This is a genomic window from Desulfovibrio sp. SGI.102, from assembly GCF_050314315.1.
Taxonomy (GTDB): Bacteria; Desulfobacterota; Desulfovibrionia; order Desulfovibrionales; family Desulfovibrionaceae; genus Desulfovibrio.
The window spans coordinates 16,753-42,313 of sequence record NZ_JBNPNC010000014.1; the positions used below are offsets into that span (position 1 = coordinate 16,753).

22 protein-coding genes are annotated in these 25,561 nt (G+C 65.1%); 14 read left to right on the plus strand and 8 right to left on the minus strand.

Translation table 11 applies throughout. The annotated features are described in order from the left end of the window. Positions 1–45 precede the first annotated feature (45 nt). On the plus strand, positions 46–699 hold the full coding sequence (gene hypB / locus ACQRCJ_RS04865; protein WP_006009267.1) for a hydrogenase nickel incorporation protein HypB: 654 nt from the start codon (positions 46–48) through the stop codon (positions 697–699). Between the two features lie 186 nt (positions 700–885). Here hypB and ACQRCJ_RS04870 read toward each other — a convergent pair whose 3' ends face one another. Both ACQRCJ_RS04870 and ACQRCJ_RS04875 read right to left on the minus strand, forming a co-directional pair. After that, on the minus strand, positions 886–1,725 hold the full coding sequence (locus tag ACQRCJ_RS04870; RefSeq protein ID WP_204675223.1) for a tetratricopeptide repeat protein: 840 nt from the start codon (positions 1,723–1,725) through the stop codon (positions 886–888). A 43-nt stretch (positions 1,726–1,768) separates the two neighbouring features. Further along, positions 1,769–2,752, minus strand: coding sequence for a peptidoglycan glycosyltransferase (locus ACQRCJ_RS04875; RefSeq protein WP_168935378.1), 984 nt, complete (start codon positions 2,750–2,752; stop codon positions 1,769–1,771). Between the two features lie 256 nt (positions 2,753–3,008). On the opposite strand from ACQRCJ_RS04875, the gene ACQRCJ_RS04880 reads away from it, so the two are divergent. The 12 genes from ACQRCJ_RS04880 to ACQRCJ_RS04935 all read left to right on the plus strand — a co-directional run bounded on the left by ACQRCJ_RS04880 (position 3,009) and on the right by ACQRCJ_RS04935 (position 18,644). Beyond that, positions 3,009–3,752: an SPOR domain-containing protein gene (locus ACQRCJ_RS04880; protein ID WP_427799422.1), complete on the plus strand. Its 744-nt coding sequence runs from the start codon at positions 3,009–3,011 to the stop codon at positions 3,750–3,752. A 306-nt stretch (positions 3,753–4,058) separates the two neighbouring features. Further along, positions 4,059–5,501, plus strand: coding sequence for a 4Fe-4S dicluster domain-containing protein (locus ACQRCJ_RS04885; RefSeq protein ID WP_168935379.1), 1,443 nt, complete (start codon positions 4,059–4,061; stop codon positions 5,499–5,501). 321 nt (positions 5,502–5,822) lie between these two features. Further along, positions 5,823–6,233, plus strand: coding sequence for a TM1266 family iron-only hydrogenase system putative regulator (locus ACQRCJ_RS04890; protein WP_427799423.1), 411 nt, complete (start codon positions 5,823–5,825; stop codon positions 6,231–6,233). Further along, positions 6,230–7,480: a [FeFe] hydrogenase, group A gene (locus ACQRCJ_RS04895; RefSeq protein ID WP_168935380.1), complete on the plus strand. Its 1,251-nt coding sequence runs from the start codon at positions 6,230–6,232 to the stop codon at positions 7,478–7,480. The genes ACQRCJ_RS04890 and ACQRCJ_RS04895 overlap by 4 nt, the downstream gene beginning before the upstream one ends. Positions 7,481–7,491: 11 nt before the next feature. Continuing rightward, the gene (locus ACQRCJ_RS04900) at positions 7,492–7,878 is read left to right on the plus strand and encodes an iron hydrogenase small subunit (protein WP_168935381.1); all 387 of its coding nucleotides are present in this window, start codon (positions 7,492–7,494) and stop codon (positions 7,876–7,878) included. 110 nt (positions 7,879–7,988) lie between these two features. Beyond that, positions 7,989–9,407: a [FeFe] hydrogenase H-cluster radical SAM maturase HydG gene (gene hydG, locus ACQRCJ_RS04905; RefSeq protein ID WP_168935382.1), complete on the plus strand. Its 1,419-nt coding sequence runs from the start codon at positions 7,989–7,991 to the stop codon at positions 9,405–9,407. Between the two features lie 141 nt (positions 9,408–9,548). Continuing rightward, a complete protein-coding gene (gene hydE, locus ACQRCJ_RS04910; protein ID WP_297138207.1) occupies positions 9,549–10,586 on the plus strand; it encodes a [FeFe] hydrogenase H-cluster radical SAM maturase HydE in 1,038 nt (345 codons plus the stop codon). 550 nt (positions 10,587–11,136) lie between these two features. After that, positions 11,137–12,381: a [FeFe] hydrogenase H-cluster maturation GTPase HydF gene (gene hydF, locus ACQRCJ_RS04915; protein ID WP_427799424.1), complete on the plus strand. Its 1,245-nt coding sequence runs from the start codon at positions 11,137–11,139 to the stop codon at positions 12,379–12,381. 897 nt (positions 12,382–13,278) lie between these two features. Continuing rightward, positions 13,279–14,256, plus strand: coding sequence for an efflux RND transporter periplasmic adaptor subunit (locus ACQRCJ_RS04920; RefSeq protein WP_239465086.1), 978 nt, complete (start codon positions 13,279–13,281; stop codon positions 14,254–14,256). Next, positions 14,256–16,148 (plus strand): ATP-binding cassette domain-containing protein, encoded by a 1,893-nt coding sequence (locus ACQRCJ_RS04925; protein ID WP_427799425.1) that lies wholly within the window; start codon positions 14,256–14,258, stop codon positions 16,146–16,148. Before ACQRCJ_RS04920 ends, ACQRCJ_RS04925 begins: the two co-directional genes overlap by 1 nt. A gap of 217 nt (positions 16,149–16,365) precedes the next feature. Next, entirely contained in the window at positions 16,366–17,505 is a 1,140-nt protein-coding gene (locus ACQRCJ_RS04930) for an ABC transporter permease (protein ID WP_427799426.1), read from the plus strand. Continuing rightward, the gene (locus tag ACQRCJ_RS04935) at positions 17,505–18,644 is read left to right on the plus strand and encodes an ABC transporter permease (RefSeq protein WP_204626340.1); all 1,140 of its coding nucleotides are present in this window, start codon (positions 17,505–17,507) and stop codon (positions 18,642–18,644) included. Before ACQRCJ_RS04930 ends, ACQRCJ_RS04935 begins: the two co-directional genes overlap by 1 nt. A gap of 125 nt (positions 18,645–18,769) precedes the next feature. Here the strand turns inward: ACQRCJ_RS04935 and ACQRCJ_RS04940 are convergent, their stop codons facing one another. Further along, on the minus strand, positions 18,770–19,492 hold the full coding sequence (locus tag ACQRCJ_RS04940; protein ID WP_204626339.1) for a potassium channel family protein: 723 nt from the start codon (positions 19,490–19,492) through the stop codon (positions 18,770–18,772). Between the two features lie 339 nt (positions 19,493–19,831). On the opposite strand from ACQRCJ_RS04940, the gene ACQRCJ_RS04945 reads away from it, so the two are divergent. Next, a complete protein-coding gene (locus ACQRCJ_RS04945; protein WP_427799427.1) occupies positions 19,832–20,224 on the plus strand; it encodes a fluoride efflux transporter FluC in 393 nt (130 codons plus the stop codon). 12 nt (positions 20,225–20,236) lie between these two features. On the opposite strand, the gene ACQRCJ_RS04950 is transcribed toward ACQRCJ_RS04945, so the two are convergent. The 5 genes from ACQRCJ_RS04950 to ACQRCJ_RS04970 all read right to left on the minus strand — a co-directional run bounded on the left by ACQRCJ_RS04950 (position 20,237) and on the right by ACQRCJ_RS04970 (position 25,492). Continuing rightward, complete coding sequence (locus ACQRCJ_RS04950; RefSeq protein WP_168935390.1) at positions 20,237–21,160, minus strand: LysR family transcriptional regulator; 924 nt, start codon at positions 21,158–21,160, stop codon at positions 20,237–20,239. A gap of 189 nt (positions 21,161–21,349) precedes the next feature. After that, positions 21,350–21,667 (minus strand): DMT family transporter, encoded by a 318-nt coding sequence (locus tag ACQRCJ_RS04955; protein ID WP_303996124.1) that lies wholly within the window; start codon positions 21,665–21,667, stop codon positions 21,350–21,352. A 234-nt stretch (positions 21,668–21,901) separates the two neighbouring features. After that, positions 21,902–22,525, minus strand: coding sequence for a flavodoxin family protein (locus tag ACQRCJ_RS04960; RefSeq protein ID WP_168935392.1), 624 nt, complete (start codon positions 22,523–22,525; stop codon positions 21,902–21,904). A 289-nt stretch (positions 22,526–22,814) separates the two neighbouring features. After that, a complete protein-coding gene (locus tag ACQRCJ_RS04965; protein ID WP_412390294.1) occupies positions 22,815–23,684 on the minus strand; it encodes a DMT family transporter in 870 nt (289 codons plus the stop codon). Between the two features lie 443 nt (positions 23,685–24,127). Then, complete coding sequence (locus tag ACQRCJ_RS04970) at positions 24,128–25,492, minus strand: phosphomannomutase (RefSeq protein WP_321031946.1); 1,365 nt, start codon at positions 25,490–25,492, stop codon at positions 24,128–24,130. Positions 25,493–25,561 lie beyond the last annotated feature (69 nt).

A 25,561-nucleotide genomic window follows, 5' to 3' on the forward strand; every position in this document is an offset into this window, starting at 1 on the left:
CCAGGCGGGCCCTGGGGAAAAGGGCCGGAGTTCCGGGAGGAAACGATGCAAATTCCTGTGGTGCGCAACGTTCTGGAAGCCAATGAGAAGATCGCGGCCAGCGTGCGCGAGAAGCTGCGTGAGCGCAAGATCTTGGCCCTGAACCTGATCTCGTCGCCGGGCGCCGGCAAGACGACCCTGCTGGAACGCACCCTGCATGACCTGGCCGGCGAGTTCCGCATGGCCGTCATCGAAGGCGACCTGCAGACCGACAACGATGCCCGCCGCGTGGCGGCCACGGGCGCCCAGGCCGTGCAGATCAACACCGACGGCGGCTGCCACCTGGACAGCAACATGATCATGACGGCCATGGAGAGCCTGGACCTGGACGGCGTGGACATCCTGTTCATCGAGAACGTGGGCAACCTGGTCTGCCCCGTGGAATTCGACTGCGGCGAAGACGCCAAGGTGGCCCTGCTGAGCGTGACCGAAGGCGACGACAAGCCCGAAAAGTATCCCCTGCTGTTCAACCTGGCCAAGGCCATGGTGCTGAACAAGGTGGACCTGCTGCCCTATGTGGACTTCGACCGCGAACGGGCGCGGGATTTCGCCACCCGCCTCAACAAGGAACTGGCCGTGTTCGAGGTCTCCTGCCGTGACGGTTCCGGCCTGGAAGGCTGGTACCAGTGGCTGCGCGACATGCGCGCCAGCAAGCTGTAGAAAAACAAGATGCGGGGGAGGTGGAATTTTTGGGGCTAGCGCACAAAGGTTACTTTTCCCCCCAGTCCTCCTTCCTCTTCCAAATGGGTTTTATCCAGGAAAGGCGGACATCTTGAGAAAGTTATTTTTTTGAATGAAAATCCTCCTGTAATTCGCAGGAGGATTTTTCTATTTTAAGCAGCCTTATTAGCGAAGATGTAGTCGTCGATAGGAATTACACCCAGACTGATTACCATTGTCACAGGATTTTCCATACCATTCTTTGGCTATCGTATCATTTTTTTTGACACCTAGCCCCCGTTCATAAAGCTCTCCCAAAAGAAGTTGAGCTTCATTATTGTTATGTTGAGAGGCTTTTTCGAACAATTTTTTTGCCTTAGCGTAGCTCTGTCTAACACCAAGTCCATAAAAATAGAGCATTCCTAAGTCAACCATTGCTAAATCGCAATCTTGCTGTGCTGCTTTCTCAAGCAGATTTTTAGCTTGATGGAAATCTCTTTCTACGCCTAGGCCACGCAGATATAAAAGTCCCAGTTCATACTGGGCAGGATAAAATCCCTTTCGAGCAGCTTTTTCAAAGTATAGATTCGCTTTAGAGAAGTCTTGGGGGACACCATTTCCATTTTTATAAAGTAATCCCAAATAGAATTGAGCATCAGTATCATCTTTTTGTGCAGATTTTTTGAAAAAATCTACAGCTTTATTTATATTTTTACTTTTTATTTCGCCTTGTGCATAAAATAGGCCTAAATAAAATTGAGCGTGGGCATGCCCTTGTTGTGCAGATTTTTCAATAAGAGAGACAGCTTTTTCCAAGTCTTTATCTACACCATCTCCTCTAAGATAACATAAACCGCGTTCGAATTGTTCCTGCGGAGTCTCTTTAGCCTCTATTAGGTTGAAATCAAGATTAATAAATATAATTAAAAATAAAAATATTACGTTACATTTTTTCATAACAGAAAAATTGCATATTTTGAATAAAGCGTATTTTTTTGGGGAAAAGCCTCCCTTTTTTGTGAGCAAAAGGGAAGGCCTCCCCTCCAATCAACAAAAGGAACTTGCCCTTTTAGAACGAGGCGCTGTACGCGGTCATGTCCACGATGAGGGTGGCGGTGGGACGGCGCACGGTGATGGTGAACAGCTGCACATCCTTGCGGGGGGTATCGCTGATGAGGTCGGGCAGCATGTCGCCGGGGGCCATCATGATGCAGGCGTCACCGCGCGGGGCGTTCATGAGCATGCCCAGAGCCATGTGCAGGATCTCCATCTGGCGCTTCTGGTCAGCCACGGGCATCTCGGTGAAATTCATGTCCAGGCCCGGCAGCTCGGCCTGCCAGGGACGGTAGCCCATGTTGTAAAGGCTGGCCAGCAGGGCGTCCAGGCGCTGGTCGCTGAGCTTCTGGCGCAGTTCCACATGCTCCAGCACCTCGCCGCCGGCCTTGACCGGGAAGGCTTCCACATTGTCATCGCCGGGGGTGTAGGGCGTCAGGCGGGCGGCCCAGACCATGTCGGCAAAGCCCAGGCTGGTCAGCACGGCGCCGCCGTCATCGCGCAGGGGGTCCTTTTCCAGCAGGGCGCAGGCGTCCTTCATCAGCATGCCGGGCCGGAATTTGCTCAGGGCGCAGACGGGCCGGGCATCTTCTGCGGGCAGCAGGGATTTTTCCGTGCCGTTGACGTGGCTGATCTTGCCGTCAAGGCCGCGGACCAGCAGGCAGGGATGGTGTTCGCCGCACAGGGTCAGGCTCTGGACGCTGGCCAGGCGGACCTTGTTGAAGTCCCACAGATACAGGCCCATATCCATGCGCAGGTCGGCGGTGCCGCCGGGATTGAGCAGCTGGTCTTCACCGCCGGGCAGGAGGTCGAGACGGGCATAGTTGGCCTGGTTGCCCACAGTGAAGCGGATGCTCAGCAGCTCTTCGGCGCTTTCGTTGCGGATGGTCAGGCTTTTTTCGTCTTCCGGGGTGTCCCTGGTCGCGAAGGCCGGGGAGGACGCGAGCAGGGAGACGAACACAAGGGTCAGAAAAACAAGCAGACGGCAGGGATGGAACATGTCGGACCTCGTCAGGTTGCAGTCCCGAAGGGCTGGGACGGCACGTCGGCCGTAGTTGGCAGGATCGGACCGCACAGCAGCGTGCGGCATGCTGTAGGTGTAGCAAAGGCCCGCCGGGGCCGCAAGGCATTACAGGCGGAAGGGCGGAGGAGCGGGAGAGGAGGGGCCTTTACGCTGCCCGTCCCGGCTGGTATAGGAATCAGTCGGGCGGGACTGTCCGCCTTTTTCCCAACACGCCGTTTTCCAAGGAGCCGCCATGTCTTCGTCCCGCCGTGCGCAGGATACTTCCCAGCAGACGCCCGCCGCAGGGCTGAAAGTGACCCTGCCGGTCCTGGTGACGGCCAGCGTGCTTTTTTTGGCGGCCCTCGTGCTGGCGTATCTTGGCGGTGTGATGACAGGCCGTGCCCAGTGGGCCAGCAGCCTTGAGGAATCCCGTGCGGCCCTGGCCGCGGCGGCCGCCACGGATGGGGAAAAGGAAGAGAGCGCCGCCGCGGGCGAAGCCCAGACGGCCGCTGATGCCGGGAACACAGAGGATGCCCTGGTCGAAGCCTCGGTGCTGGCGGCCTCGGAGCTGCGTTTTTCCCGGGCCCTGCGTGCCGAGCCCGGCGCGCGTCTGGAGCCTGTTTCGCCGCCGTTGCCGGCTGCCCAGGCCCCCAAACCGGCAGCGGCAGGGGCCCCCGCCTATCCGCCCATGCCTCCGGGCATGCAGCCTGCCGTGCCCGCGGGGGAAAAGGCGCCGCCGCCAACGCCCACCGACATATACGATTTCGTCTTCCAGCTGGGGGCCTTCCGCGATCCCGGCATCGTGGACGATTTGCGCCAGCGTCTGGAAGGGCGCGGCCTGCGCACCCGCATGGAGCGCAGCGGCAAGCTCTATCTGGTGATGGTGGTCATGCGCGGTACGGACGACCGTGCCCGCGCGGTGGAAGCCATCGCCCAGGACATGCACCTAGGCAAACCGCTCATGCGCAGCCGCAAGCCCGTCCCCGGTCGCCGCTAGCGGCGGATGCGGGCATTTTTCCCGGCCCGAGGGGCGTTGGGCTCCTTCTTGTAATATGTGAAAATATTCGCTATTATTGCAAATCTTGTTTGTTTAATTAAACAGTCATCCCGGGACGGCACCCTGCCGTGCATCCTTCTTCCCGTGCGCGGCGGCCAGCCTCCCGGCCCCGTGCGTCCGGGGAGCCGCTCCTGTCCTGTCGCGCCTGTTCGAGGCGCCTGTCCCTGGTGCCGGATGTCCCGGCCATCGCCATTTGCCTGTCTTCGGACGAACATCCTATCGGACGTTCCACCGCAAGGAGAGACCATGCCCGCTACCAAGACTGACAACATGTTGAGTTCGCTGCGCCTCGGCGTCATCGAACGTCTGGCCCTTTCGTTCTGGGCCGGGACCCTGCCGGAAGACGTGGACCGCATCCCCCTGCTGATGCGCCCGCGCGGCAGCGAGATCATGAGCCGCTGCTGCATCTACAAGGACCGCGCCATCCTGCGCGAACGCCTGCGTGCCGCCATGGGCTTCCGCCTCGAAGACGAGACGGACGACTCCATCCCCCTGCGCACCTATGCCGAAGAGGCCCTGGAGCGCAAGGAGCCCAACTGGCCCATCCTGACGGTCTGTGACATCGCCTGCCAGGGCTGCATGCGTGCCCGTTACTATGTGACTGACGCCTGCCAGGGCTGCGTGGCGCGTTCCTGTATCGGCAGCTGCCGCTTTGGGGCCATCTCTTTCTCTCGCGGCCGCTCCACCATCGACCCCGAAAAGTGCCGCAACTGCGGCATGTGCATGGACGCCTGCCCCTACCATGCCATCGTGCGCCTCAATGTCCCCTGTGAGGCGGCCTGTCCGGTGCGCGCCATCCACAAGGGCAACAAGGGCCGCGCCGAGATCGACTTTGAAAAGTGCACCAGCTGCGGCCGCTGCATGCGCGCCTGCCCCTTCGGTGCGGTCATGGAGCGCAGCGAAGTGCTGCCCGTGCTCCGTGCCCTGGCCAGCGGCCGCCATGTGACGGCCCTCATGGCCCCGGCCATCGTGGGCCAGTTCCCCGGCGGCCCGGCCCGCATCGTCACGGCCCTGCGCCGTCTGGGCTTTAGCGACGTCATGGAAGTGGCCCTGGGCGCCGACGTCACCTCGCAGCGTGAGGCCGCGGAATTCGTGGAACGCATGGAACGCGGCGACACCTTCATGACCACCTCCTGCTGCCCGGCCTATGTGGAAGCCGTGCGCCGCCACGCGCCCGAGCTCCTGCCCCATGTGTCCGAGACCGCCACGCCCATGCATTATACGGCCGAGATTGCCCGCGAGCGCCATTCCGACACCGTGACGGTCTTCATCGGCCCCTGCGTGGCCAAGCGCCAGGAAGGCCTGCACGACGAGATGGTGGACTACGTGCTCACCTTCGAAGAAGTGGGCGCCCTGTTCAATGCCCGCGGCATCGTGGTGGAAGAGTGCGAAGAGCACGGGCTGGAGCGCCCCAGCAACGAGGCGCGCGGCTATGCCATCGCGGGCGGCGTGTCCGCCGCTGTGGAAAAGCGGGTGGGCGACCGCTTCGAGGTGCGTCCCGTGGCCATCAACGGCCTTTCTCCCCAGGGCCTCAAGAAGCTGCAGTCCTTCGTCAAGGGCGGCTGCCCCGGCAACCTGGTGGAAGTCATGACCTGCGTGGGCGGCTGCGTGGGCGGCGCCGGTGTGGTGATGCCCGCCGCCAAGGGCGCCAAGGCCGTGGAGAACTTTGCCACCAAGGGCAAGGTGTAACCGGGGGCCAGGTCCCCGTTGCCCGTGACCTGCCGTCGCTGACGGGACGCCCGTCCGGACCGGCGGCAGGCAGATGACGACGCTCTGTGCCGGGAGGATGATCCATGATCATCTTCCCGGCTTTTTTTCTGCCTCCCTTGACACAGGGCAAGGGGGAGGCTACAAGGTTTGTAACACGTTTTTATAAAAAATAACACGATTGCATGCGCCTCCTGTCTTCCTCTTCTTGGCAGTCGGGGAGACCGTTCAGGGGATGCCGACTTGCCACCGGTATCCCCTGATTGCTTTCAGGGCCCCGGCATCCGGCACAGTCAGGGGAGCATGCACAGCCATATATCGCGCGGCGGGCCCGCAGGGGCGGGCCGCAAGCCGGCCATGACCGGCGCACCGGGCGCCGGGCCGTACCGCCGCGCGTCACCGTCCTGGGGACACGGATACGACATGGTCAGTCAGGAAAAACGGATAGGTGTGGTGGCCCTCGCCATCCACGACAGGCAGGCCCGGGCGGCTTCCGTCAACAACGTCATCAGCCAGTATGCCGATCTGGTGGTGGGGCGCATGGGCGTGCCGTACCGTGAGCGGGGCCTGAGCATCATCGCCCTGCTGGTGGACGGCAGTACGGATGCCCTCGGGGCGATGACCGGAAAACTGGGGAACATTCCCGGTGTGAAAGTACGCAGCGTCCTGCTTACTGCCGCCGGGCAGGAGCTTTCCCCCAAGGAGGATTCATGAAGCGCATCGAGATGGAGCATATCGGCTATGTGCCGCATGTGCCGCAGCCGGGGCCGCATCCCGGTACCCTGCCGTTCGTGCAGATCGATGCCGAACGTTGCGTCGGCTGTGATACCTGCCAGGAGTACTGCCCCACAGGGGCCATCTTTGGCGAGGTGGGGCGGGAGCACGCCATCCCGCATCCCGAAGCCTGCATCAACTGCGGCCAGTGCCTGACCCATTGTCCGGAGCTGGCCATCTATGAGGAACAAAGTTGGGTCCCCGAGCTGGAAGCCAGACTTGCCAGCAGGGACGTCCGCTGCATCGCCATGCCCGCGCCTGCCGTGCGTTACGCCCTGGGCGACTGCTTCGGCCTGCCGGTGGGCTCGGTCAGCACGGGCAGGATGCTCTCCGCACTCAAGGCTCTGGGCTTCGCCCATTGCTGGGATACGGAATTCGCCGCGGACGTGACCATATGGGAGGAAGCCTCGGAATTCGTGGAGCGTCTGGCCGCGCGCCGCGACCTGCCCCAGTTCACGTCCTGCTGCCCGGGCTGGCAGAAATATGCCGAGACCTTTTATCCCGACCTGCTGCCGCACTTTTCGTCCTGCAAGTCGCCCATCGGCATGAACGGGGCCCTGGCCAAGACCTACGGCGCGGAGCGTATGGGCTATGACCCCGACACGGTCTACACCGTCTCCATCATGCCCTGCATCGCAAAAAAATACGAAGGCTTGCGGCCTGAGCTGGCGGCCAGCGGCCGGCGCGACATCGACGCCACCATCACGACCCGTGAGCTGGCCTGGCTCATCAAGAAAGCCGGTATCGACTTTGCCTCGCTGCCCGATGGCGGCCGCGACAGCCTGATGGGCGAATCGTCGGGCGGGGCCACCATCTTCGGCGTCAGCGGCGGTGTCATGGAGGCCGCCCTGCGCTACGCCTATGAAGCCATCACGGGCAGCAAGCCCCAAAGCTGGGATTTCAAGACCGTGCGCGGTCTGGACGGCCTCAAGGAAGCCACGCTGACCATCAAAGGCACGGAGCTGCGTGTGGCTGTGGTCCACGGGGCCAAGCGTTTCAAAAAAGTGTGTGACGAGGTGCGCGCGGGCAGGTCTCCGTATCACTTCATCGAATTCATGGCCTGTCCTGGAGGTTGCGTCTGCGGCGGCGGGCAGCCTATCATGCCCACGTTGCTGGAGCAGGCCCGGCGTCGGGCCACCAGCCTGTATGCCTCGCTGCGGCAACGCCTTGACCGCGCGGAAGTTTAGGAGGATACACCATGAAGATGATGCATCTGACCCGTCGCGGTTTCTTGCGTGCGGCCTGCGTGGTCGCGGGCGGTGCCATGATCAGCCTGCGCATGGCCGGTGTGGCTGTGGCCAGGTTCCGGGACATCAGGGACTACATGCTGGACCGCATCCACGGTGTCTACGGCGCGGATGCCGCCTTTCCCGTGCGGGCCTCGCAGGACAACGCCCAGGTCAGGGAACTGTATGCCGCCTATCTGAAGCGGCCGCTGGGCCCGCTTTCCGAAAAACTGCTGCATACCCGCTGGGCAGACCAGTCCGCCGGGTATCGCCGTCTGGTGGAGGCGGGGACGTTCCCCAATCCCCGTGATGTAGAGATGTTCGCCGCTTCTCCCTATCCTTACGAACAGAAATTCTAGCCATCCTGCCGTCTGCGGAAAGGGGGCCACCTGACCCTGGGACGGTTTCCGTTCCTCTCTGTCGAGCCCTGTGTCCTGTCCGAAAACGGCGCACGCCAGAGAGGTTTGCCATGTATGATCCCCATTCCCTGCATGCCGAAGAATTCATAGATCACGAAGAGGTGCAGGAGACCCTTGCCTGGGCGGCGGAACACGCCCGCGATGCCGGGCTCATCGACAGCATCCTTGCCAAAGCCGCGCTCTGCAAAGGCCTGAGCCACCGGGAAGCCTCCGTCCTGCTGGCCTGTGAGCTGCCGGACAGGGTAGAGGCCCTGTACCGGCTGGCCAACCGCATCAAGCACGAGTTCTACGGCAACCGCATCGTCATGTTCGCGCCGCTGTACCTGTCCAATTACTGCGTCAACAGCTGCGTCTACTGCCCCTACCACGCCCGCAACAAGCACATCATCCGCAAAAAGCTGACCCAGGAGGAAGTGGCCCGCGAGGTCATCGCCCTGCAGGACATGGGCCACAAGCGTCTGGCCCTGGAAGCGGGCGAGCACCCCACCATGAACCCCATCGGCTACATCCTCGACTGCATCCGCACCATCTACGGCATCCGCCACAAGAACGGGGCCATCCGCCGCGTCAACGTGAACATCGCGGCCACCACCGTGGAAGAATACCGGATGCTCAAGGATGCGGGCATCGGCACCTACATCCTGTTCCAGGAGACCTACCACAAGCAGAGCTACGAAAAGCTCCACCCCGCGGGCCCCAAGCATGATTATGCCTGGCATACCGAAGCCATGGACCGCGCCATGCAGGGCGGCATCGACGACGTGGGTCTGGGCGTGCTCTTCGGTCTGGAAGGCTATCGTTACGAATTTGCGGCCCTGCTCATGCATGCCGAGCATCTGGAGGCCGTGCACGGCGTGGGCCCGCACACCATCAGCGTGCCGCGCATCAAGAAGGCCGACGACATCGATCCCGACGTTTTCGACAACGGCATCGACGACGAGACCTTTGCCCGCATCTGTGCCTGTATCCGCGTGGCCGTGCCCTATACCGGCATGATCATCTCCACCCGCGAGAGCCAGGCCGTGCGCGAAAAGGTGCTGCCCCTGGGCGTCTCGCAGATCAGCGGTGCCTCCCGCACCAGCGTGGGCGGCTATTGCGAGCCCGAGCCCGAGGACGAGAACTCCGCCCAGTTCGATGTCAGCGACCGCCGCACCCTGGACGAGGTGGTCCGCTGGCTCATGGATCAGGGCCACATCCCCAGCTTCTGCACGGCCTGTTACCGCGAGGGCCGCACCGGCGACCGCTTCATGAGCCTGTGCAAGAGCCGCCAGATCCTCAACTGCTGTCATCCCAATGCCCTGCTGACCCTCAAGGAATATCTGCAGGACTACGCCTCGCCCGCCACCCGGGCCGTGGGCCTGGACATGATCCGGAAGGAACTGGACAAGATCCCCAGCGACAAGGTGCGCGCCCGCACCATCCGGTGCCTGGACGCCATCGAGGCCGGGCAGCGGGACTTCCGCTTCTAGGCCAACAGCCTTTTCCGGGGCTGCTCCTGTCTGCCGGGAGCGGCCCCGGGCTTTCCCCGTGGCGCTTGCCGCCTTTTTCCTTCCTCCATCCCGCCGGGCAGGGCCCTTCCTGCCCCGCCAGTCTTTCCAGGAGATCCCGCCATGCCGGAATCCGCACCGTCTTCCCCCGCGACGGCCAGCCGCGAGGCCGTCTGTTCTTCCGCGGCCCCCGCTTCCATCCCCTCCCTTTCCCGGGCCGAAGTGCGCGAGCTGCTTTTCGACCTGCCCTGGCCGGAGTTGCAGGCCCTGGCGCACCAGTGTCGCCTGCGGCACAAGGGGCGGCATGTGCATGTGCGCGGCCTGCTGGAATTTTCCAATGTCTGCCGCCGCAACTGCCGCTATTGCGGCCTGCGCCACGAGAACAGGCGTCTGTCCCGCTACAGCCTGTCGGCGGCGGAGCTGCTGCGGGCCGCGTCACAGGCCGTGGCCGCCGGGGTGGACACGCTGGTGCTGCAATCGGGCGAGATGGCCCGCAACCCTCTCTGGCTGGCGCAGATAGTGCGCGGCCTCAAGGAGCGCTTCGGCCTGCCCGTGACCCTGAGCGTGGGCGAGCAGCCGCGCGAATGGTACGCCCTGTGGCGGGAGGCCGGGGCCGACCGCTTCCTGCTCAAGCACGAGACCGCCGATGCCCGTCTCTATGCCGCCCTGCATCCCGGCTATCGTCTGACCGACCGGCTGCAGGCCCTCTCCTGGCTGGCGGAGCTGGGCTATGAGGTGGGCTCAGGCTTCATGGTCGGTGTGCCCGGCCAGCGCCCCGAAAGCCTGGTGGACGACATCCTGCTGGTGCGGGACATGCGCGTGGCCATGTGCGGGGCCGGGCCCTTCGTGCCCCAGGCTGACACGCCCCTGGGGCGGCAGCCGCGCGGCTCCACGGAGCTGTGCCTGCGGGTCATGGCCGTGCTGCGTCTGGCCCTGCCCTGGGCCAACCTGCCCGCCACCACGGCGCTGGCCAGCCTGCGTCCCGAAGACGGTCAGCGGCAGGGCCTTGCCGCGGGCGGCAACGTGCTCATGCCTTCCTTCACCCCGGCGGCGCGCCGGGCTGCCTACCGCATCTACGACCACAAGGCTGTGGTGGACATGGACGCCGTGCGGCGCGCCATTGCGGGCGCCGGGCTGGAGCATGCGCTGCCGGAAGCTTAGGCAGGGGAGAGCGAAATGTTTTGACGGGGGAGGAAGGGGCGTTTTTTGGTAAAAACTGCCCCTTCCTCCCCCGTACCCCCTCCAACCCCGAAAAAACTTTGTTCCGGCCGGTATGATGGGTCCCCGTCTTTGTCTGCGGGGCAGGGACATCGCGGGATGGCCATGGGGGCTGGGAGATGTCAGAGGGACTTTGGCGAGTCGCTTTATTCTCTATGTCCTCATGCCGGGATGTCCGTGACAGGGCAGGTGTGGAACGGACTTCCTTGTCTTTGGTGAGGAAAGGCTTCTGTGACGGCGACGGCCAGGGAGCGGGGAGAGCTGCTGCAAGCGGGCCTGGAATGTGCAGCGGGGCAGTGTTTTATGCTCTTTCGATGATGACGGCATGGACAGGTGCCCGTGGCGTTCCTATATCTGGAAGGAAAGGCCGGGAGCGCGGCTGAAGGCATGAGCCTGTCCTGTCGCCTCCCGTAGCTTCCGCATCAGGATTTTCAGCATACAAGTTATGGCGTGTCGTCCGGCATGACCGGCGGCCAGCATGAAGGAGTTCGGCATGAACGAAAGTCCCAAGGCCCTGCGCCTGCATATCGGTCTGTTCGGGCGGCGCAATGCGGGCAAGTCTTCCTTGCTCAACGCGCTCGTGGGTCAGGATGTGGCCATCGTTTCCCCCACGCCGGGCAGTACGGCGGACCCGGTGGAAAAGACGCTGGAGATGGCGCCCCTGGGGCCGGTGGTCTTTCTGGATACGGCCGGGCTGGACGATCGGGATGCCTCGCTGGGCGCCCAGCGGGTGGAGCGCAGCCTGCGGGCCATGCGCCGGGTGGACGTGGCCCTGCTGGTGCTGGATGCCCCCTGCTGGGAGGCCGTGGACGCCGACACCGCCGCCCGTCTGGCCGCTGCGGGCATCCCCTTTGCCGTGGTGGTCAACAGCCGCGGGACGGCGGATACCTGTGATGCCGCATGGCGTCCTGACGGCCTTGCCGCGACGGTCCCCGTGCTCTGGGCCTCGGCCCGGGAAGGCTGGGGACTGGAAGGCATCCGGGCGGCGCTGGCCCGTCTGGCTCCGGCCGGGGCCCTGAAACAGCCGCCGCTGGTGCACGACCTGCTGCCGGAGCACGGCACGCTGCTGCTGGTGGTGCCGCTGGATTCCGGGGCGCCGCAGGGCCGCCTCATCCTGCCGCAGGTGCAGACCATCCGGGACAGCCTGGATGGCCGCTGCCTGTGCCTTGTGGTGACGGAAGAGCAGCTGCCGCAGGCCTTTGCCGTCTTGCGGGAGCCGCCGGATCTGGTGGTCTGCGATTCGCAGGTAGTGCATGTGGCCGCGCGCCTGACGCCGCCGTCCGTGCCCCTGACCACGTTCTCCATCCTCATGGCCCGCACCAAGGGCGATCTGGTGGATCTGGCCCGGGGGGCGGCGGCCCTGACCCGTCTGCGGCCCGGCCAGACCGTGCTGGTGCAGGAAGCCTGCTCGCACCATGCGCAAAAAGATGACATCGGCCGCGTGAAGATCCCGCGCCTGCTGGCCCGGCTGGCCGGCGGCCCCGTGGAGACCCCCATGCTGGCCGGCAAGGAATTTACCGAATATGCGGGAGACGCGGCCGCCGTGGTGCATTGCGGCGCCTGCGCCATCACGCGCGGCCAGATGCTGGCCCGGCTGGACGAAGCCCGGGCCCACGGGCTGCCCATGACCAATTACGGCATATGCATCTCGCTGGCGCAGGGCGTGCTGGAACGCGTGCTCTCTCCCTTCCCGGAAGCGCTGGCCGCCTGGCGTGCCGAAGCGCAGCTGCCGGGATAACCCGTAACCACAGGGCATACATCATGCCCGGGAGGTCATATGCCTGGACCGTTGTTCGCCGTCATCGGCATCATCGTCATGTTCCTCGTCATGCGCTGGGTCTTCAAGAATGGCGGTTGCGGCTGAATGCCCCGTCGTCCTGCCCCGGGTCCCGGGGAAAAGCGTCTGGAAGAATTTTCCGCCCGGCGCAAGGAGGAAGACCGCTGACCCTTCCGGGAAAAGGCCCCGCGGCAGCCATGCCTGGGTGAGCCTGTCCCTTTCTCCGCTGTCCTGACCTGACGGCAGCGGCTCTCCTGTCCATGTTCCCCGGCCCGTCGTGTCCTGCGACGGGCTTTTTTGTCTGCGCTTCTCCAGCGCCGTCGTCATGGGGCCTGTCTTTTTCCTGCCCGTTCTTCCCTGGCCTCATCTTTCGCTTGTCCGGCATGGCCTGCCGTACAGCCGCCGGATCGTGTTTCCCGGTCTGCGGTGGGCTCCTGTCTTTTGTTCCACCTTCCGTGCCGGATGCTGAGAGCTCATATTTCCCTTATATCCTGCACAGCTATCAGTCTTTCTTGTTTCATGGACCGGGGCGGGAATCTCCTGCCGTCGCTCAAAGACGGGGACCTGCCATAACGACCGGAGCAAAGTTTTTTCGGGGTTGGAGGGGGTACGGGGGAGGAAGGGGCAGTTTTTACAAAAAATGCCCCTTCCTCCCCCGCCATCTCCGCCATCCCCATCCCCGCCCCGGATGGACAGGGCGGGACAATCTTCGTATGCTGCCTAGCCTGAGGGCCCTGACGTTCGCATCCGGCCGGTATCATGCCGGATTCCCGAGCCGGGGCCAGAATGGAGACGTGTCCGGGGCTGCGGGGCGCAGGGGGACTTCCTTCCTGACCGGGCTCCATGCGGGAGAGAGATATGCGGCAAAAGATTCTGGCAGCGGTGCTGCTTGTGGGCGTGGCCGTGGCGCTGGGCTGGTACTTCCTGTGGGACAGGACGCAGGGGAGCCTGGTGCTGTACGGTAATGTGGAGATCCGTCAGGTGGATGTGAGCTTCCGCGTGGATGGCCGTATCGCCCAGGTACTGGTGGACGAAGGCGACAGCGTGCGCGCCGGACAGGAGTTGGCCCGTCTGGACGACGACCTGTTGCGCCAGCAGCGGGACCAGACGGCGGCCCAGCTGGCCGGGCAGAAGGCCCAGCTGCTGCGCCTGGAGCGCGGTTACCGCACGGAAGAAGTGGAACAGGCCCGCGCCGCCGTGGCCCGTGCCCGTGCCGTGGCCGACAATGCGGCCATCAATCTGAACCGCGTCAGCGCCATGCGCGCACGCAACGCCATCTCCCAGAAGGAGCTGGACAACGCGCGCAGTTCGGACAGGTCGGCCCGGGCGGAGCTGCGCTCGGCGCAGGAACAGCTCGACATGCTGCTGTCCGGCTACCGCGAGGAAGAGGTGCTGGCCCAGCGGGCGGCGGTGGATGCCGCGGCGGCGGCACTGGAGCTGGCGGAGATCCGGCTGCGTGATGCGCTGCTGACCGCGCCGCAGGACGGCATCGTCCTGACCCGTGCCCGCGAGGCCGGGGCCATCGTGCAGGCCGGGCAGACCGTGTACACCCTGAGCCTGGTGGACCCGGTGTGGCTGCGCGTCTATGTGGACGAGCCGCAACTGGGGCGCATCAAGCCGGGCATGGCCGTGCGGGTGCGCGTGGATGCGGTGCCGGACAAGGAATTTTCGGGCCGGGTGGGCTTCATCTCTCCGGCGGCGGAGTTCACGCCCAAGAGCGTGGAGACCATGGAAGTGCGCACCTCGCTGGTCTACCGCCTGCGGGTGCAGGTGGACGATCCCGATAACGTCATGCGGCAGGGCATGCCCGTGACCGTGACCCTGGTGGAGCCCTAATGTCCTTCTGGTCCGCCTGGTGGCGGCGTCGGGCAGCCGGGGTGCCGGACACGGCCCGGCCTGCGCACGGTCGTGCCGATGGCGATGACCGGAGCGGGGCAACCGGCCGACAGGCCGCCCCGGAGGCTGTGCAGGACGCCGCGACGCCGCAGGACGGCATCGCCGTGGAGCTGCGCGGTCTGGCCATGCGCTTCGGGGCCGTGGAGGCCCTGCGCGGTCTGGATGCCCGCATCCCGGCCGGACGCATCACCGGTCTCGTGGGGCCGGACGGTGCGGGCAAGACGACCCTGCTGCGCCTGCTGGCCGGGCTCATGGAACCGGCGGCGGGGCAGGCCCTGCTGTTCGGTCGTCCCGCCCGTAAGGTGGCGGCGGACGCGCCCAACAGCATCGGCTACATGCCGCAGCGTTTCGGCCTGTATGAAGACCTTTCCGTCATGGCCAATCTGCGCCTGCACGCCCGTCTGCGCGGTCTGGAGGGCGAGGCCCGCGATGCCCTGTTCGACAGGTTGCTGGCCTTCACCTCGCTGGGGCCGTTCACCCGCCGTCTGGCCGGACGCCTTTCCGGCGGCATGAAGCAGAAACTGGGCATCGCCTGCGCCCTACTGGGGGCGCCGCGCGTGCTGCTGCTGGATGAACCCGGCGTGGGCGTGGACCCCCTGTCGCGGCAGGAGCTGTGGCAGATGGTCAGCGAACTGAGCGACGACGGCATGACCGTCATCTGGTCTACGGCCTATCTGGACGAGGCCGCGCGCTGTCCGGGCATCATCATGCTGGACGGCGGCCGCATCCTTTACGACGGCCCGCCCGAGGGGCTCACCGCCCGGGTGGAAGGGCGCGTGTTCCATGTGTCGCCGGGCAGCGAGGGCAGCAAGGCGGCCCTGGCCCGCTGGACGCGGACGCCGGGCGTGGAAGATGCCCTGATGCAGGGCAGCCGCATCCGCGTGCTGCTGGGGCGGGATGCCCCGGAAAGCACCCGGGCCGCCGTGCGCGAGGCCGGGGGCGAGAACGTCCCCGCCCGTCTGGAAGACGCTTACATGCACATGGTGGGCGGCCTCAATCAGGAACCTTCGCCCTACGGCAGGACAGGCGGCGAGAGCGGCGGGCATGTGTCGCAACTGTCCGTGGAAGCGCCGGAACGCATCGTGGCCAAGGAGCTGACCAAGCGCTTCGGGGATTTCACGGCGGCGGACCACATCAGCTTCACGGTGCGCGCCGGGGAGATATTTGGTCTTCTTGGGCCCAACGGTGCGGGCAAGTCCACCACCTTCCGCATGCTTTGCGGCCTGTCGCGGCCCACGTCGGGCCAGTGCAGCGTGGACGGCGTGGACCTGCTGCGTGCGGGCAGTGCGGCGCGTTCGCGTCTGGGCTACATGGCGCAAAAATTTTCCCTGTATCTGGACATCCCGGTGCGCGAGAACATCCTGACCTGTGCGGAGCTGTACGGTCTGGCCCCGGAACGCCGCAAGGCCCTGCTGCCCGTGCTGGCGCAGGCCCTGGAACTGACGGACTATCTGGACAGCCGCACCCACAGCCTGCCGCTGGGGCAGAAGCAGCGCCTGGCCCTGCTGTGCGCCACCCTGCACGAGCCGCCGGTGCTGTTTCTGGACGAACCCACATCGGGCGTGGACGCACGCACCCGCCGGGACTTCTGGAAGCATATCACGGCCATGACCGAGGCCGGTGCCTCGGTGCTGGTGACCACGCATTTCATGGAAGAAGCCGAATACTGTGGCCGCATGGCCCTCATCTACCGGGGCGCCATGATCAGCATGGGCACGCCGGACGAGCTCAAGGCCTCCTGCCGGGGCCTGCCGGGCGTGCCTGACGACCCCACGCTGGAAGATGCCTTCATCGCCAGCATCCGGCGTTATGATGCCGAGCACCCGCAATAGGGGATGGCTCATGCGGCTGCGGGGGAAAGGTAGCTCCAGCTTCCCCGCCTTGCTTTGACGGCCGCGCTGCCTTGCCGTTTGATGGGCGCGGCCCTGCGCCGGCCCTGACCGGCAGGGCAGGGGGCCGGAATCTTGCGCCGGGGCGGCAGGGATGCGGGACGGGAAAGCGGATAGGAAAGATGGCGTCTGCAACGGCAGGCCGGGAGAGGGAATACTGATGCAAGAACGTCTGTCACGCCGCCTCTGGGTGCGGCAATTGCTGGCCCTGGTGGGCAAGGAGTTCCAGCAGATCGGGCGGGACCCCTCGTCCTATCTGGTGGCCGGTGTGCTGCCCCTTCTGTTCCTGCTGCTCTTCGGCTACGGCATCACTTTGGACGCGGGCGTATTGCAGCTGGCCGTGTTCAACCAGAGCGGCGGCCAGCATTCGCGGGCCCTGCTGACGGACTTTGCCCATTCGCCGCACTTCGTCATCCGTTCCATCAGCCATATGCGCGAGGGCGAGCGCCTGATGCGCGAATCCTCCGTGCAGGGCATCCTGGTGCTGGGCCAGCAGTTCGACACCCAGCTGGACCGGGGCACGACGGCGGACGTGCAGCTCATCGTGGACGGTACCGAGCCCAACGTGGCCCGCTTCATCCAGAGCTATGCGCAGGCCGTGCTGCTGCGCTGGCAGGAGGCCCGGCAGGCGGGCGGGGTGCCGCAGGCCGGCCCGGTGAGCATAGAGGAGCGCTACTGGTACAATCCCACGGCCAAGAGCGAGCGCTTTCTGGTACCCGGAGCCATCACGGTCATCATGACGCTCATCGGTACCCTGCTGACCTCGCTGGTCTTTGCCCGCGAGTGGGAGCGCGGCACCATGGAGGCCATGCTGGCCACGCCCGTGAGCCGCTGGCAGATGCTGCTCGGCAAGCTCATCCCCTATTACTGCATGGGCATGTTCAGCATGGGCCTGTGCGCGCTGGCCGCCGTGACCCTGTTCGGCGTGCCTTACCGGGGCTCGGTGGGGGCGCTGCTGTTCATCTCCTCGGTATTCATGCTCTGCGCCCTGGGGCAGGGCCTGCTCATCTCCGTGAGCCTGCACAGCCAGTTGCAGGCCGCCGAGGCCGGGCTTTTTTCCGGCTTTTTGCCCGCCCTGCTGCTGTCGGGCTTCGTGTTCGACATCAACAGCATGCCGCCCGTCCTGCAGGCCATCACCCATCTGGTGCCGGCCCGTTACTTTAATACCTGTTTGCGGACGCTCTTCCTGACCGGGGACGTCTGGGAGCTGTTCTGGCCCTGTCTGGGGGCCATGAGCCTGCTGGCCCTGCTCATGCTGGGGCTGGTCTATAAAAAGCTGGTCAAAAGGCTGGATGTCTGATGCTGCGCGATGCCTTCCTGCTCCATATCCGGCGCATGCTGGCCATCGTGCGCAAGGAACTGCTGGTCCTGTTCTGCAATCCCATCTCCCGCATGCTGCTCATCGTGCCGCCGCTCATGCAGATCATCGTGTTCGGCTGGGCCGCCACTATGGAAGTGCGCAATGTGGACGTGGCCGTGCTCGACCATGACGAAGGCCCCCTGAGCCGGGAGATCGTACGCCGTCTGGAGGGCTCGCCCACCTTCCGGCATGTGTTCTTCCTGCGCGGTCAGCAGGAGGTGCGCCCGGCCATCGAGCAGGAAAAAGCCCTGTTCGTCATGGTCTTCGATGCGGAGTTCTCCCGCAGGGCCGCCCGTGGCGAGCCCGTGACCGTGCAGCTGCTGCTGGACGGCAGGCGTTCCAACGCGGCCCAGATCGCGGCCTACTATGTGCAGGTCATGCTGGCCGAGGTGGCCGCGCAGACACCGCTGGGGAGGCAGGCCGCGCTGGCGGGCGGCGGCAGCCTGGACATCCGGCAGCGCAGCTGGTTCAACCCCAATTTCGAGTTCCAGTGGTTCTTCCTGCCCAACCTCATCGGCATGCTGAGCTTCATGCTGGGGCTGGTGGTGACGGGCCTGTCCATCGCCCGCGAGCGCGAGGCGGGCACCTTCGACCAGCTGCTGGTCTCGCCGGCCACACCCACCGAGATCGCCCTTGCCAAGCTCATCCCCGGCTGCGTGGTGGGGCTGGCCCACGGCACCATCTTTTTGCTGGTCTCGGTCTTCGGTTTCGGCGTGCCCTTCACGGGCTCCGTCGTGCTGCTTTACGTGGCCATCTTCATCTTCTCGCTGGCGGCGGGCGGCATCGGCCTGATGATCTCTTCCCTGTCCTCCACCCAGCAGCAGGCCTTTCTGGGCGCCTTCACCGTGGGCGTGCCCTGCATCCTGCTTTCCGGGGCCGTGACTCCGGTCATCAACATGCCCATGTTTTTGCAGCACGGCAGCCAGCTCAACCCCATCCGGCATTTCACCACCCTGGTGCAGGGCGTGTTCCTGCGTGACATCACCTTCGAGGCCGCTTCGGTGAGCCTGCTCAAGATCTGCGCCATCACCGTGGTCTGCGTCTGCGTGGCGGTGTGGATGTTCCGCCGCCGCGTGTAGGGCCTTGTGACGGGGCACGGCGGCAGGGGAAGGTGTGTGCTGTATCCGTCGTGCGCTGCGGGGTGGGGACGACGCCCTTCCTTTTCATACGGAACATGGATGGCGGAAGTATCCCTGTGGTACCGCTACGGATTTTCTTTGGGGGCGGGCTCCTTGTCCGCCTTCTGGCCGGGGCGGCTGGCAAAGGTGCGGCCCACGATGGAGGCGATGACCACCAGCGAGTAGATGTTGGCGGACAGGGACACCAGCACGGTGGCATTGCGCGCGGCCCAGGAGACGGGCGTGATGTCGCCGTAGCCGATGGTCATGAGGCTGATGTAACTGAAGTAGAAAAGATCCTGCAGGCTCACACCGCCGGGATCGGGGCCCCGGAAGGAACCGGGCTGGAAGTTCTCCAGCAGCAGGAAGAGGAAAAAGCCGCTGTAGCCGATGAGCAGCAGGCCGGAAAGGCCCGCGCAAAGGGTCTGCCGGGCATCCAGGTGCAGGCGGTGCGTCTGGGCGCGGTAAAGCTGGATGAAGACTTCCAGCAGGATGATGAAGAAGAACAGACCGTGCAGCAAAAGCAGGCTGAACTGGAGCGCCCGGGGCATGGAGGACAGCGCCTGGAAGGGATGCAGGGCCAGGATGCCCGCGGCCGTCAGGGCCGCCGCCCAAAAGCCCGGCCGGAGGCGGCCGTACAGATTGATCCCGGCCAGCAGTTGCAGGGGCAGGTAGCAGGCCTGGGCCGTACCGCCATAGATTTTTCCGGGAAAAATGATATTCAGCAGGAACATGCAGGCGAGGGAAAGCAGCAAACCCTCAAAACGGCGAAAATGCCACCAGCGGCGTCCGTGCAGCAAGGGGAACATGGGACCCCCGGTCAGACGACTTCAGTACGGGAACATGTGGATCATGGCCTGCCGGGGCGGCAGACAGCGGAGCGGCGGCGTGGGCCACGTCTCTGTTGCGGCGTGGCATCGCAGGCAGGGACCGGATGTTGCCGGGCATCACTCCACAGCTGACCCTAAAGCAGAAGCGCGGGATTGCAAAGCCCGGTCGTCTGACATTTTTAAGCCGCCGCTGCCTTGCCGTGGGGGACGTGCGCCCGGGACGCGGCGGACGTCAGCGCGTTGCCGTAAAGGTCTGCCTGCTGCGGATGGGCGCGGCGGCGTCGGATACGGCCCACCAGCCTGCGATCATGATGGAGGATGACGATGGATGTGACGGCGCTGCGCAATTGCGGCCTTCTTTTTCTGGCGGGCGGGGCGGGGGCCCTGGCACGCTACGGTGTTTCGGAACTGGCCAACACGCTGGTGGGGCGGCAGTATCTGCTGGGGACTTTTGTGGTCAACGTGCTGGGCTGCTTCCTGTTCGGGCTGATCTGGGAGCTGGCCGCGGTGCGCCTGCTCATCTCGGACACGGTGCGCCTGATCATCCTGGTGGGCTTCATGGGTTCGTTCACCACCTTCTCGTCCCTGATCTTCGATTCCTTCGCCCTGGGGCAGACCCGTCTGGCTCTGCTGCTGTTCAATATCGGCGCCCAGACCATCCTGGGCTTCGCGGCCCTTTTCCTGGGCATGACCGTGGGCAAGCACTGGTAGGCCCGGCGCGGTTCAGCGCCCCCCTTCCTCCGTCGGCAGCTCGCGCAGGCGTTCCACCAGCCAGCGACCGGCCGTGCCCAGGGGCTCGACCCAGGCCAGCTCCACCGCGGTGGTGCTGATGCCGTCGTCAAAGTCCAGTTCCAGCAGCTTGAGGCGACCCTGTTCCACAAAAGGGCGGGCCAGCTGGGCCGGGAAGACCGCAAAGCCCATGCCCGCCAGCAGCATCTCCTGCAACTGGTAGAACTGGCTGTAATGCACCAGATGGCTGCTGAAGCGGAAACTGTCGTAAAAGGCATCGGAACTGATGACGCCCGGCAGGGGCAGGAGCTGGCGGTGCCGCAACAGGTCGTCCAGGGAAAGACTGCCCCGGATGCGGCTCAGGGGATGGTCGGCAGCGGCCACCACGCGCCAGATGATACGCCCGGCCATGACCGACTGGCCGCCGTGATCGTAGCGCAGGCGCGCCGGGGCCAGCAGGATGTCCACCGTATGGCGGGCGCTGCTGTCCAGCTGGCGCAGCTTGTCGCAATGCAGGACGGAATCCTCGCCGTCATACAGGAATATCTCCAGCAGCGGGAAGGCCTGTTGCAGTTCCACCAGCGCGGCCCGCACCTCCGGGAACATGACGAAGCCGTGCAGGCCAATGCGCAGCTGCCCTTCCTGCCCCTGGCCCCGTGTGGCGGCCAGGTTCTCCAGCCCCTCCAGGCGCGGGATGATGTCCAGGGCGTGGAAGTAGAATTGCCGCCCCAGGTCGGTCAGCACCGGACTGCGGCCCGGGCTGCGCCGGAACAGGGGCGCGTCCAGATCTTGCTCGAAATGCCGGATGACCTGCTGCACGGCCGCGCCGCTCACGCCCAGACGGCGCCCGGCGGCCGCGAAGGAGCCGGTCTCGGCCACGGCCCAAAGATAGTGCAGGCGTTCCGTGGTGATGATCATGTGTGCCTCCCGCAGACAGGGCATTCCGGCCTTGGGGCAGAGGCCCGGAGCCATGCCGCCGCCCGTACCCTTCGACGCTCCTGCCGTTGTCCCTGCCGCATCCTTTACCGGGCGGGGCCTCTTCCCGATGCCGGACAGCCGGTCCCTTCAGGCGTCCGCTCCTTTCCTGTCCATTCCATGTGCCGACACTCAGGCCAGCTTGAGCAGGGCCACGCCCGCGATGATGAGCGCGATGCCCGCAAGCCGCAGCGGCTGCACGGGGTCGCCGAAAAGCAGGGCCCCGGCCAGAAAGGTACCGGCCGCGCCTATGCCTGTCCAGACGGCGTAGGCCATCCCGATGGGGATGTGCTTCTGGGCCATGAAGAGCAGGGCGCCGCTGACGAGCATGCAGACGCACGCCATGATGAATCCGGGCAGACGCCACAGGCCCGATTGCGCCCATTTGAGGCCCAGCGGCCAGCCTATCTCGCACAGTCCTGCCAGTATCAGGAGCAGCCATGCGTTCATCCTGCTTCCTCCTTCCACGAAAATGTGGTGCTGATGGTCCGCGTCCCGGAAGGGACGATCCCGCCGTTGTAGCACGGGACGGCAGAAGGAGTCTTGCACGAGCGTAAAGCGCGGCTTTCAGGCTGCCATAAAAAAGAGGCCCGCAAAGGGCCTCTTTTTTGTTGCCTGATGGGCAGGGCGCACAGGGGCATGGCAGTGCCGCCGGATGCCTCGTGCGGGTGTCGCCCGGCCAGTCTAGCGGATGAAGTTGGTGGGCTGCCAGGGCTCCACGGCAGGCGGGGTGATGCCCGCCTTGCGGCCGGCCTCGATGCAGTGCAGCAGCCAGGCCATGTTGTCGCCCAGGGTACGCATGATCTGCAGGCCCTCGGCATCCTGCACGGCTTCTTCCGCATTGTTGCCGTGGATGGAGTTCCAGTACTGGGAGGAGACCACGGGCATGCGGGCGATGGTGAAATACTTGTTGAGGCGGTCGAAGGAAGCGCTGGCCCCGCCGCGACGACAGCTCACCACAGCGGCCGCGGGCTTGAAGGCGTAGGGGGCGGACTTCATGTAGAACATGCGGTCCAGCAGGGCGCACAGGCTGGCATTGGGCCCGGCATAGTAGACGGGCGAGCCCACCACCAGACCGTCGGCCTCACGCATGCGTTCGACGCATTCGTTGACCGGATCGTCCTTGAAGACGCACAGACCGGTCCGGGCACATTTGCCGCAGGCGATACAGCCGCGGATGGCCTTGTGGCCCACGTGAAGCGTGGTGGTCTCGATACCGGCCTTTTCCAGTTGCTGGGCCACAGTGGCCAGGGCCGTGGCCGTGCTGCCCTTGGGATGGGGACTGCCGTTGATGAGCAGGACCTGCATGGGGATACTCCTTGGTTGAAAACACCCGGTCGCCGACGCGCCGGGACCCTACAGATAAGGACTGCCCGCCGGGAGTAAAGGGGGCGGGCAGGATGCGGCAAAAATGGGAGAGGATCCGGCACGGCCTTTGGTGCCCCGGCGAAGCCGCCCCGCATGGGCAGCCCGCGGCAGACGGTTTTCTGCAACAGGATACAAGGCAGGCGGCCGCATCCCGGCATGTCGGGCCGCTGTGCTTTCGCGCGAACGCTGGCCGGGGCTGCACACGCATTCCCCGGCACCCGTCCATGCTTTAGGACTGGGCCTCGGCCGTCCTGTTCCCCGGCAGTTCGTTGGCCAGCGTGGCGCCCAGGATGAGGACGGTGCCGCAGGCTTCGGCCAGGCCGAAGGGCTGGTGCAGGAAGAGGGTGGCCAGCAGGATGGCGGTGACGGGATCCACATAGCTGAGCACGGCCGTGGTCTGGGCCGGGAGACGGCCCACAGCCGAGAAGAACAGGATATAGACCAGGCCGGTGTGGACAATGCCCACCACCAGCAGCAGGAAGAGCGTGGACGGCGCGGGAGCAAGACCGTGCAGATGGCCGCCCAGCAGCACATAGGGCAGCATGACCAGGGCGGCGGTGCAGAGCTGGCAGAAGGTGGTCTCCAGCGTATCCAGTCCACGCAGACGCTTGTTGAGGAGGATGAGGGAACAGTAGAGCAGGGCGGCCGCCAGCCCGAAGGCGATGCCGCGCGGGTCCTGCCGGCTGCCGGTGAACACGCCGGAGATGCACACGGCCCCCAGCACGGCCAGCAGGGTGCAGACGATCTTGCGGCGGGTCAGGCGTTCGCCGAGCACCAGGGGCGAGAGCAGGATGACGAAGACCGGCGCCATGTAATAGCAGAGCGTGGCCACGGCGATGCCCGTATGGCGGAAGGCCTCGAAAAGGAAGATCCAGTTGAAGCCCAGGGCCGCGCCGGAGAGCAGGAGGCAGAGGGCATTCTTGCGGATGGCCTGACCGTGCAGGGGCGTTTTTTTCAGGCGCAGCACCAGCAGCAGGAAGAGGGTGCCGATGACGGCCCGGGCACAGGCGATGACCGCCGGGGGCAGCGGGATGTAGTGGACGAAGAGGCCGATGCTGCCCACGATGAACATGGCGGCGGCCAGTTTGCTTTTTTCCATGACCTGGTTCCCTGTGGTTCGTTTTCTGTTCGACAGGGCTTGAGAGGGGGAGGGGCGTTTTTTGGGCAAAAACTGCCCCTCCCCCTCTCAAACTCTCCCCCACCCCGAAAAAACCTTCTTTGGGTCTGACCCGATGGTCTCCGTCGCTGCCTCGCAGGCGCTGTCATCGTGTTGCAGCCCTTTGTGCCGTCACGCAGGCCGAAAGCGGCCGGAAGGCATTTTCTCCGTATCACCGGGAGACCGGCATGGCGGCAATTGCGGCGGCAGACATGGGAAAACCCTCTTGCGTATCACCGGGAGACCGGCAGCCGTGTGCTCCCCGTCGCTTCTTCTCTATCCTGCCGGTGACCAGAGTAAACGTTTTTGGCAGGAGGAGGGGAGCGCGAGGGGAGGAGGGAGACCTTTTTTCAAAAAGGGCCCCTCCTTCCCTCGCCCATCCCAAATCACAGACCGGCGTCGATGAGGGCCAGCAGCTCGGCGGTCTTTTCTTCCAGCAGGGCCCTGTCCGCACGGCTCTCCACGTTGAGGCGCAGCAGGGGCTCGGTGTTGGACATGCGCAGGTTGAAGCGCCAGTTGCCGAACTCCAGGTTGACGCCGTCGATGGCGTCTTCATAGGTGGCGGCGGGGGCGTAGTGGTCGCGGATCTTGCGCATCAGGGCCGGGGCGTCGGCCACGCGGCGGTTGATCTCGCCGCTGCAGGGCCAGGCATCCATGCGTTCGCGCACCAGCTCGGCCAGGGGCTTGCCGTGGCGCTGCATGGCCGCGATGACCAGCAGCCAGGGCAGCATGCCGGAATCACAGTAGGCAAAGTCGCGGAAGTAGTGGTGGGCGCTCATCTCGCCGCCATAGACGGCATCTTCGGCGCGCATGCGTTCCTTCATGAAGGCATGGCCCGTCTTGCCCATGACGGGGATGCCGCCGCCCGCCTGGATGAGTTCGCGGGTGTTCCAGTAGACGCGGGTATCGTAGATGATCCTGGCACCGGGGAAGCGGGGCAGCAGCTCGGAAGCCAGCAGGCCCACCAGATAGTAGCCTTCGATGAAGTTGCCTTCGTTATCGTAGAAGAAGCAGCGGTCAAAGTCGCCGTCCCAGGCGATGCCCAGGTCGGCCTTGTGTTCGCGCACGGCCCGGGCCGTGGCGGCGCGCTTTTCGGGCAGCAGGGGATTGGGCACCCCGTTGGGGAAGGTGCCGTCGGGCTCCATCTGGCAGAAGATGAACTCGTGCGGCAGGTGCGGGGCCAGCTCCTTGAGCAGCAGACCGGCACAGCCGTTGCCCGCGTCGGCCACGATCCTGAGGGGCTTTTGCGCGGCGGCGCCGGTGTAGTCCAGGATGCGGCGGACATACTCCTGCCGGAAGCTGACCGGCGTCACCGGGGCTTCGTCCGCAGGCAGGTTCACGCCTGCGGCCAGCTGGGCCGCCACGCGGTCGCGCAGGTCGTGCAGGCCGGAATCGCCGCTCACGGGCCGGGCGCCGCGCAGCACCAGCTTGAAGCCGTTCTCGTCGGCCGGGTTGTGGCTGCCGGTGATCATGATGCCGGCGTCGAAGTCCTGCCGGGCGGCGGCATCGTAGATCTCTTCGGTGCCGCACATGCCCAGGCTGAAGACCCGGGCCCCGGCCTGATGCAGGCCAGCGGCCAGCGCGGCGTGCAGCACCGGGCCGCTCAGACGGGCATCATAGCCGAGGACGACGCGCCGGGCGGCAAAATGTTCGGCCACGGCGCGGCCCAGGGCAAAGGCCAGCTCGGGGGACAGGGGATCGGGCACCTTGCCGCGGATGTCATAGGCCTTGAAGCAGGAAAGATCGGTCATGGGGGCTCCTTGAGGGGGCCGGTACGGCCCGTGACGGGGGCCTTCCGGTAAGAAGGGTAAAATCGTCCG